Origin of the sequence: Accumulibacter sp. (assembly GCF_023806635.1) — a bacterium.
Taxonomy (GTDB): domain Bacteria; phylum Pseudomonadota; class Gammaproteobacteria; order Burkholderiales; family Rhodocyclaceae; genus Accumulibacter.
The window spans coordinates 1-8,100 of the sequence record NZ_JAMTDQ010000110.1 but is presented as its reverse complement, the minus strand read 5'-3'; the positions used below and the strand labels follow the sequence as shown (position 1 = coordinate 8,100).

The 8,100-nt window shown below is 67.9% G+C and carries 3 protein-coding genes and 1 pseudogene; 3 read left to right on the top strand and 1 reads right to left on the bottom strand.

Annotated features, from left to right (window positions below; all coding sequences use genetic code 11):
- Window positions 1–529 precede the first annotated feature (529 nt).
- From NFW30_RS18920 to NFW30_RS18910, 3 genes are all read left to right on the top strand, one after another.
- Window positions 530–3,247 carry an Ig-like domain-containing protein gene (locus tag NFW30_RS18920; protein WP_295372476.1) on the top strand — a complete coding sequence of 906 codons (2,718 nt, stop codon included), beginning with the start codon at window positions 530–532 and terminating at the stop codon, window positions 3,245–3,247.
- Window positions 3,248–3,660: 413 nt separating this feature from the next.
- On the top strand, window positions 3,661–6,969 hold the full coding sequence (locus tag NFW30_RS18915; protein ID WP_295358358.1) for a BTAD domain-containing putative transcriptional regulator: 3,309 nt from the start codon (window positions 3,661–3,663) through the stop codon (window positions 6,967–6,969).
- Between the two features lie 310 nt (window positions 6,970–7,279).
- Entirely contained in the window at window positions 7,280–7,774 is a 495-nt protein-coding gene (locus NFW30_RS18910; protein ID WP_295358361.1) for a DUF4347 domain-containing protein, read from the top strand.
- Here the strand turns inward: NFW30_RS18910 and NFW30_RS18905 are convergent.
- A pseudogene (locus NFW30_RS18905) lies at window positions 7,765–8,100 on the bottom strand (IS4/IS5 family transposase); the annotation flags it as partial. The gene NFW30_RS18910 and the pseudogene NFW30_RS18905 overlap by 10 nt on opposite strands.

The following is an 8,100-nucleotide window of genomic DNA, read 5'->3' as shown; positions in this document are numbered from 1 at the left end:
ACCCCGTGACCAGATCTGCTCAGGAAATGTAAAGATCTGAGTCATAAGTGACTAATCACACGCGAAGGAACACCTGGGTCCGTTCCTTGAAAAGAGTTTCATTATTCGAATCGTCTCGCTCGGTAGCCTCCAGCGCTCATGACATGTCGAGACAGCACCCGATCCTGAAAGGGATGACCGTTCCCTCATACCCGACCATTCGTCCGTCGACGGGAGAACAGATGTTCCTGAGTCGCCGACGCGACTTTCACGGCAATTGATCTCTTTCGCAACCCAATGAACCACTTTAGTCCACGTCCCTCGGACGACGCCCGGAAGAAAACGGTTCGACAAAGGATGACCTGCCATGTCACTCAACGAAACTCCCGAGAACAATGATGGATCCGACCAACCGACCGGAATCGGTTACGGGCAATCGGCCAGTATCGTAATCGATGGCTCGATACAAGGACGGCCCGGTGGCCATGACTGGGACTGGTGGGTTATCCACGTAGATGCTGGCGACAGAATCTCGGCAGACGTCTCTGGAATGACCATTGCGCATTTGTTGCGGATCTGGTATCTGACAGGCGATGGCTACAGCCACCGAAGCGACAGTACGATCTTCCTTCCCAGCCCGAGCGACCAAGCGTCAGTTCAACTGACAGCTCCCGAGTCGATCGCCTATTACGTCGGAGTAACGAACTACAACCTCGGTCAGTCGGACTCTGCTTACCAGTTGAGTATTTCGGTGGATTCCGATGGTGCGCCGGTCAACGATGCGCCGTCGGGTTCCGACAGCACCGTCAGCACACTCGAAGACACCGCCCACGCCTTCGCCGTAACCGACTTCGGCTTCAGCGACCCGGCGGACACCCCCGCCAACAGCCTGCTCGCCGTGCGCATGAGCACACTCCCAGCCGCTGGCAACCTGACCCTTTCCGGGAATGCCGTCACCGCCGGCCAATTTATCGCCGCCGCCGATATTGTTGCCGGCAACTTGGTTTTCACCCCGGCGGCGGCTGCCAGCGGCACCGGCTACACCGGCTTCACCTTCCAGGTCCAAGACGACGGCGGTACCGCCAGCGGCGGCATCGACCTCGACCCGACGCCAAACCAGATTACCATCGACGTTACCGCAGTAAACGACGCCCCGTCGGGTGCCGACAGAACGGTCACGACGCACGAAGACTACCCCTACGTCCTCTCTGCAGCCGACTTCGGTTTCAGCGACCCGGCCGACAATCCTGCCAAAGCGCTCCTCGCCGTGAGCATCAGCACGCTGCCCACCGCCGGCAGCCTCACGCTTTCCGGCGTCGCCGTCAGCGCCGGCCAATCGATCGCCGCCGCCGACCTCGCCGTCGGCAATCTCGTCTTCACCCCGGACGGCAATGCCAGCCGCACCGCCTACGCCACCTTCAGCTTCCAGGTCCAGGACAACGGCGGCACAGCCAACGGCGGCGCCGATCTCGACCCGACGCCGAACCAGATCACGATCGACGTCACCGCAGTCAACGACGCCCCGTCGGGTGCCGACAAGACGGTCAGCACGCGCGAAGACAGCCCCTACGCCTTCTCCGCAGCGGACTTCGTCTGCAGCGACTCCGCCGACATCCCCGCCAACGGGCTCCTCGCCGTGCGCGTCAGCACACTGCCAGCTGCCGGCAGCCTAACCGTTTCCGGCGTCGCCGTCAGCACCGGCCAGTACATCGCTGTCACCGACATCATGGCCGGACAGTTCGTCTTTACCCCGACCACCGACGAATTCGGCGATGCCTACGCCAGCTTCTCCTTCCAGATCCAAGACGGCGGCGGCACCGAACACGGCGGCAGTGACCTCGACCCGACGCCGAACCTGCTGACCATCGACGTCAGACAGCGCACGCCGACCGACGGCGACGACCATCTCTTCGGTACGGCCGGCGACGACCTACTCGACGGCCTCGCCGGCAGCGACGTCTTGGAAGGTCTCACCGGCAACGATCAATACGTCGTCGATGTCGTGACCGACACCGTCGTCGAACTGCCCGGCGCGGGCATCGACCGCGTCGACGTCGTCTTCCTCGTCGACAACACCTACGGACTTCCCGACCACGTCGAGCACGCCCGCGTCGCCAATGCGACGCCTGGAGTGAACCTCGCCGGCAATACACTCGACAACGAACTGACCGGCAACGAAACCGCCAACCAGCTCAACGGCGAGGCCGGCAACGACACCCTCGACGGTGGTGGCGGAGACGACACCCTGAATGGCGGCGACGGCGACGACACGCTGCTCTTCGACGCGTCCGACGGCAGCGTCGACGGGGGCGCCGGGACGGATAGCGGGGTCTTCTCGGGCGCATCGACGGCGCAGGCGCGTGCCTTTGCCATGGCTGCGCACAACCTGGAGAGGCTGCAATGGAGCGTGGCGGGGAACACCTGGAATCTCGTGCTCAATGGTGACGGCAGCCGAACCGAGACGGTGAGCGACACGGCGGCGAGCGAGAGCGGCTTTGCCTCGCGCACGACCCGGCTGGCCGTCAGCGGCGCAGTCGACTGGATCGACACGCGTGCCGACAACGGCGTGCGGACGTACAACGACCTCGACGATCTCGGCGATCAGGCGTGGACGCAGTTGTTCCAGGTGTATGACGGTTCGGGTCTTGTCGATTTCCGTGACTATCGCAACGACGACGGGACGCGTTTGGTCATCGACGACGACAATCTTGGCAATCAGGGCTGGACGCAGATTCAGCAGAAGTACGACACGCAGGATCGCGAGGACTATCGCGACTACCGTCTCGACGACGGCCGACGACAGGTCGTCGACTACGATCAGGCCAGCGACCAGAACTTCGTCCGGTTGGACCAGTTGTACGACGCGCTGGGACGCGAGGACTATCGCGACTACCGTCTCGACGACGGCAGGCGGCAGCTTGTCGACTACGATCAGGCCAACAACCAGAGCTGGAGCGAGGTCATCCAGCTCTACGACGCACAGGCCCGGGAGGACTACCGGGATTACCGGCTCGACGACGGCAGGCGGCAGCTCGTCGACTACGATCAGGCGAACAACCAGGCGTGGAGCAGGAGCACGCAGCTCTACGACCCGCTCGACCGGCAGGATTACCGCGACTATGTGATGGACGACGGTTCGCGGACCTTCATCGACTACGACCAGGCCGGGCAGTTCGCGTGGACCGAGTGGCAGAAGGAATTCGATGCGGCCGGCACCCTGCTGCATCAGCGCATCACCTACGACAGCGGCGACATCGTCTATCAGTGAATCGACAGGGGGCGTCGCGTTCGGTCGGGGGAGGGGCTGCGGCGGATGCCCGCCATCGACGCAGCATCACTCCGCCGGCCGCAGATCACGCGAGACGACCGGTCAGGTCAGTGCGATCCGCAGTCGGCCGGTTGATCTGAACGGTTTTCCTTGCGCCGACCGCAGTCGGCCGGGTCCTTGCGCTCGTTTGCGCCCGGCGGGTGGGGGGTATCCGGCGGAGCGCTGGTGGTGGCTGCCCTGCTCGACAACGCCGTTTTCGTCCCGCTCGCCGCTACCGCTACCCGCGCCGCCGGCTCGTTCGGTTCCGCTGCCGGCCTGACCGGCGGGCGCCGCTTGTCGCGGCCGCCACAACACGCTATCGTTGCCTCCGCCAGGCGTCCGCAAGCGGCGCCGACAGGAGGAGACCACAATCTTTGGGAAAGTTCTCGGGCCCGCGCCTGCCGCGGGTGCTTGCGCGCGAGCGCCTGTTCCGGCTCATCGACGACGGGCTGCAGGGAACGGCCGTGTGGATCGCCGGTTGCGCCGGCGCCGGCAAGACCACCCTCGTCGGCAGCTATCTCGACAGCCGTCGCCAGCCAGCGTTCTGGTATCGGGTCGATGGCAGTGACCGCGACGTCGCCGGCTGCTGCCGTCTGCTGCGCCAGGCGACCGCGGGCAGCACCTCGCCCGCCGCCAGCAGCATCCTGCCGCTCGATGCCCTCGCCGGCAGCGATCTCAGGGCGTTCTTCCGGCACTACTTCGCCGACCTCTACAGCAGCCTGTCCGGCCCCGTCACGCTGGTTTTCGACAACACGCAGGAGGCGCTCTCCGCAGCCACCTTCCGCGCGCTGCTCGTCGCCGCCATCGGCGAAGCGCCGGCCACCGCCCGCCTGCTGATCGCCAGTCGCGTGCGGCCGACGGCAGACTTCGCGCGCCTGCTCGCACATGGCCACCTGGTCCTGCTCGACCCCGAACAGCTGCCCTTCACCGAGGAGGAATCGCTCGCCGTGCAGCGTCTCGCACGGCCGCTGGCCGGCACCCTGTCGCTGGACCAGATGACGCGACTCCACCAGCTCAGCCGCGGCTGGCCGGCCGGCCTCAACCTGCTGCTGCAGTTGCCGCAGGCGCAGACCCGGCAACTGGACGCCGGCACCGCCGGCGATCAGGCGGCGCTCTTCGCCTACCTCGCGGGCGAGATCTTCGAGCAGCAGGACGCCGCCGTGCAGCGCATCCTCCTCGAACTCGCCTGTCTGCCGCGCATGACCGCCGCCATGGCCGTCGACCTCTGCGGCAGCCCGCAGGCGGCCGACGTCCTGGCGACGATGCATCACGACGGTGTCCTCACCACCCTGAACGGCAGCGGCGAACCGGCGCAGTACGAATTCCACCCGCTGCTGCGCGAGTTCCTGCGCCGCCGCGTCCGGGCGCAACTCGCCGCTGACGAGCAGGCGCTGCTCTGCCGCCGCGCTGCCGCCCTGCTCGTCACCACCGGCCAGGTCGAGGCCGCCGCCGCGCTCCTGACCGGCGGCCAGCTCTGGCACGAGTTGTGCGACCTCATCCGCGACGCGGCCGAGTCGCTGTTGCGCCAGGGCGCGCACCGCACCCTCGCCGACTGGCTGCAGGCGCTGCCGCCCGACTGGCGCCGCGACGACCCGTGGTTGTGCTACTGGCAGGGCGAAGCTGAGCTGCACTTCGATCCGCCACTGGCACAGGAACGCTTCGCGCTGGCGTACCGGCTGTTCCGCGAGCGACACGACGGCGCCGGCGCCTTTCTCGCCTGGTCGGCCAGCGTCGACCTGATCTGCCTCGAGTGGGCCGACTTCAGCCAGCTCGACGCCTGGCTCGACGAGGCGGCCGCGCTGCGCAGCGCTTTCGGCGAGCCGCCGGCGACGCTGCACGAACGCTGCACGGCGAGCCTTTTCAGCGCGCTGATGTTCCGCCGCCCGCAGGACCCGGAGATCGGCGCCGTCGCCCGGCGCCTGCTCGCTCTCGTCGAAGCGTGCGCCGACCCCGGCCGACGGCTGCTCCTCGGCTGCAACCTGCACATCTACTACGCCGCCTGCGTCGGCCGCAACGGCGAACTCGACCGCCTGATGAGCGCGCTGCAGCCGCCGGATGCGACCGCCCTGTCGCCGGTCTTCGCCGTCCTCGGGCAGGCGCTGCAGGCGATCGATCATTGGCGCTGCGGCCGCTGTGCCGCGACCGTCACGACGGCGGCGCAGGCGCTTCGCCAGGCGCGCGCGCACGGCCTGCGCATGTGGGATTTCCTGCTCGCCGCCCTCGAGGTCTATGGCTACCTCAACGCCGGCCTCGCCGACCGGGCGCGGCTGGCGCTGCAGCGCTTCGAGCGGGCGATCGAGCCGCGGCGCAAGGTCGATCTGGCGCACTTCCTTTACCTGAGCGCTCTCGAACGGATCCTCGCCGGCGATGGCGCCGGCGCCCTCGCCGCTGCCGAGGCGGCCAACGCGATTGCCGACCGTTACGGCGCAACGCATCAACACGCTCTCGGTCGCCTGGCGCTGGCGCAGGCGCTGCATGCCTGCGGTCGCGCCGATGACGCCTGGCGGGTGCTCGCCGATGCGCGCCGCTTCGGCGACCTGATGCAGGGCGAGATCACGGGCTACCAGGCGGACCTCTGCGCAGCGAGCTTCGCCCTCGCTGCCGGCGACGAGACCGGCTGTGCCGGCGCGCTCGAACGCGCCTTCCGCGTCGGCGCACGACAGGATTACCTCAACCATCACCATTTCTTGCCCGCCGAGATGGCCCGGCTCTGCGCCTTTGCCCTCGAACACGCCATCGTCCCCGAATTCGCCCGCCGCCTGATCGCCGTCCGGCGTCTCAAGCCGCCGCACATCGACGCGCCACTCTGGCCGTGGCCGGTGCAGGTCCACACCCTCGGGCGCTTCAGCCTCGTCGTCGGCGGACAGCAGCTCAGCGGCGCCGACGGTCTGCAGCAGAAAAAGCCCCTCGACATCCTGCGCGTCCTGATCGCCCTCGGCGGCCGCGACATCCGGATCGGCGACGCCATCAGCGCCATCTGGCCCGCAACGGCGACGGCCGGCAACGAGCCCCGCGTGCCGGCGCGGCGCGGCCGGCGCCCGAAAGCGCTCGCCGACGAGCCGGAAACAATCGGCCCGCGCGAACGCGGCGCCTTCGACAGCGCCCTCTCGCGGCTGCGGCGGATCCTCGCCGGCGACGGCCAGGCGGATGACCTGGTGCTGGTCGAGGACGGCCTGCTGCGGCTCAATCCCGAGCGCTGCCAGGTCGATCTCTGGTGCTGCCAGCGTTCGCTGGGGAAGGTCCGCTCGCTCCTCGATGCGCCGACGCCACCGCCGGCCGAGGCGCTGCTGGCGTCGGCGCGCGAGCTGCTGCGCCACTACCCGGGCGACTTCCTGGCACGCGAGGAGGCGCTGCCCTGCGTCGTCCGCCTGCGCGACGAACTGCGCCAGCAGGTGGTCTCCGGCCTCGCCGACCTCGCCGGCATCCTCTGCCGCAGCCACCTGCACGACGCCGCGGCCACGCTCCTTGAACGGGCCGTGACGATCGACCCCTGCCGCGAACGTCTCTACCGCGACTGGATGATCTGCCTGCAGCAGCAGGGCGAAAGCGCCGAGGGCCTGCGCGTCTTCCAGCGCTGCCGCGAGATGCTCGCCGACCGGCTCGGCAGTCGCCCCTCCGAGGCGACCGAAGCGGTGGCACGCGCGCTCGCCGAAGCGGCTGCCGGCGCCGGCGCGCGCGGCTGAGACGCCGGCTGGGCGCCAGCCGGGCGGACGGCGGCCTGCTGCCGAGGCGACGCCCGCTGCCCGCCCGGCGGTTGCCCTGAGGCCACCGGCGGCCCCACGACGGAGTTTCTTCAGCCGCCGCGCAGCGGCCCTTCGGAACCTCGACGATGGGGCTCCGATGCGCGCAATGTATGCTCCATGTCAGATGAAGATCGTCCGCTGCCGCCCCTTCCAGTCGGCTAGACTGATCGATTGAATGGCATGACCGGCGAAGGCCGGGCCGCTCGAGTTCGCGAGCCGCGTGGCGGACGATCGACGAGGGGGCAACGAGATGGCAACGAACTGGGTATCTGTCGACTACCGCGTGGACGAGCGGGCGGGTCTGTTGCCGAGTCTCGGCGCCGGCAGCGAATGGCGGCTCGTCGGCGCCGACGAAGACGGATTGCAGCAGGTTCGCTGGGCGCTCGAAGGGAGGCGCAAGGTCGCTTCGATCCGCATCGCCACACACGGCCGGCCGGATGTCGGGGAACTACGGACGTCGGGCGGGGCGGACGCTGACTGGCTCGACGGCGGGACGCCTGCCGATTCGACGACTGGCGGCGACGGGGCCGACCCCTACGCCGTCGACCGCGTCAGCCACCGACTCATCCAGACCAGCGCCGCAGCCAACTTCACCGACAACGGACTAGCCGACACCCTTCGCGTCTGTGCCGGCGGCAACGTCCTCGATGGTGGCGCCGGCGGAGCCGCCGCAAGCTGGATCCGGGGCATCACCGGCACCGGATCCAATCCTCACAACTTAGCATATGGTCATAGTCACTTATAGGCGTGGGACAGGTGCGGTTTCGGCTGCGGTTTTCGAGGTTGGGAGCGATTGGGGACGAACTTCTGGAGGTTCAGCGCGATTTCCTCGAGGATGGGCTTGAGGCGGCGAGTGGTGGCGGTTGCAGCCAGGAGCCAACGGCCGATCTGTCGTTTGATCTTGTCGATTTCCAAGGTGCGGTTGATCTTGTAGGACGAACCGGGGTCGAGAAGGGTGTTGGTAGCGACATAGGCGGCGAGCGCATTGAGGTTGTCGAAGACCGCCTTGGCGCCGAAATCCTGGCGCGCCGCATGCCAGGACAAGCCGGAGGTATGCTCCAGTTGCAGCCG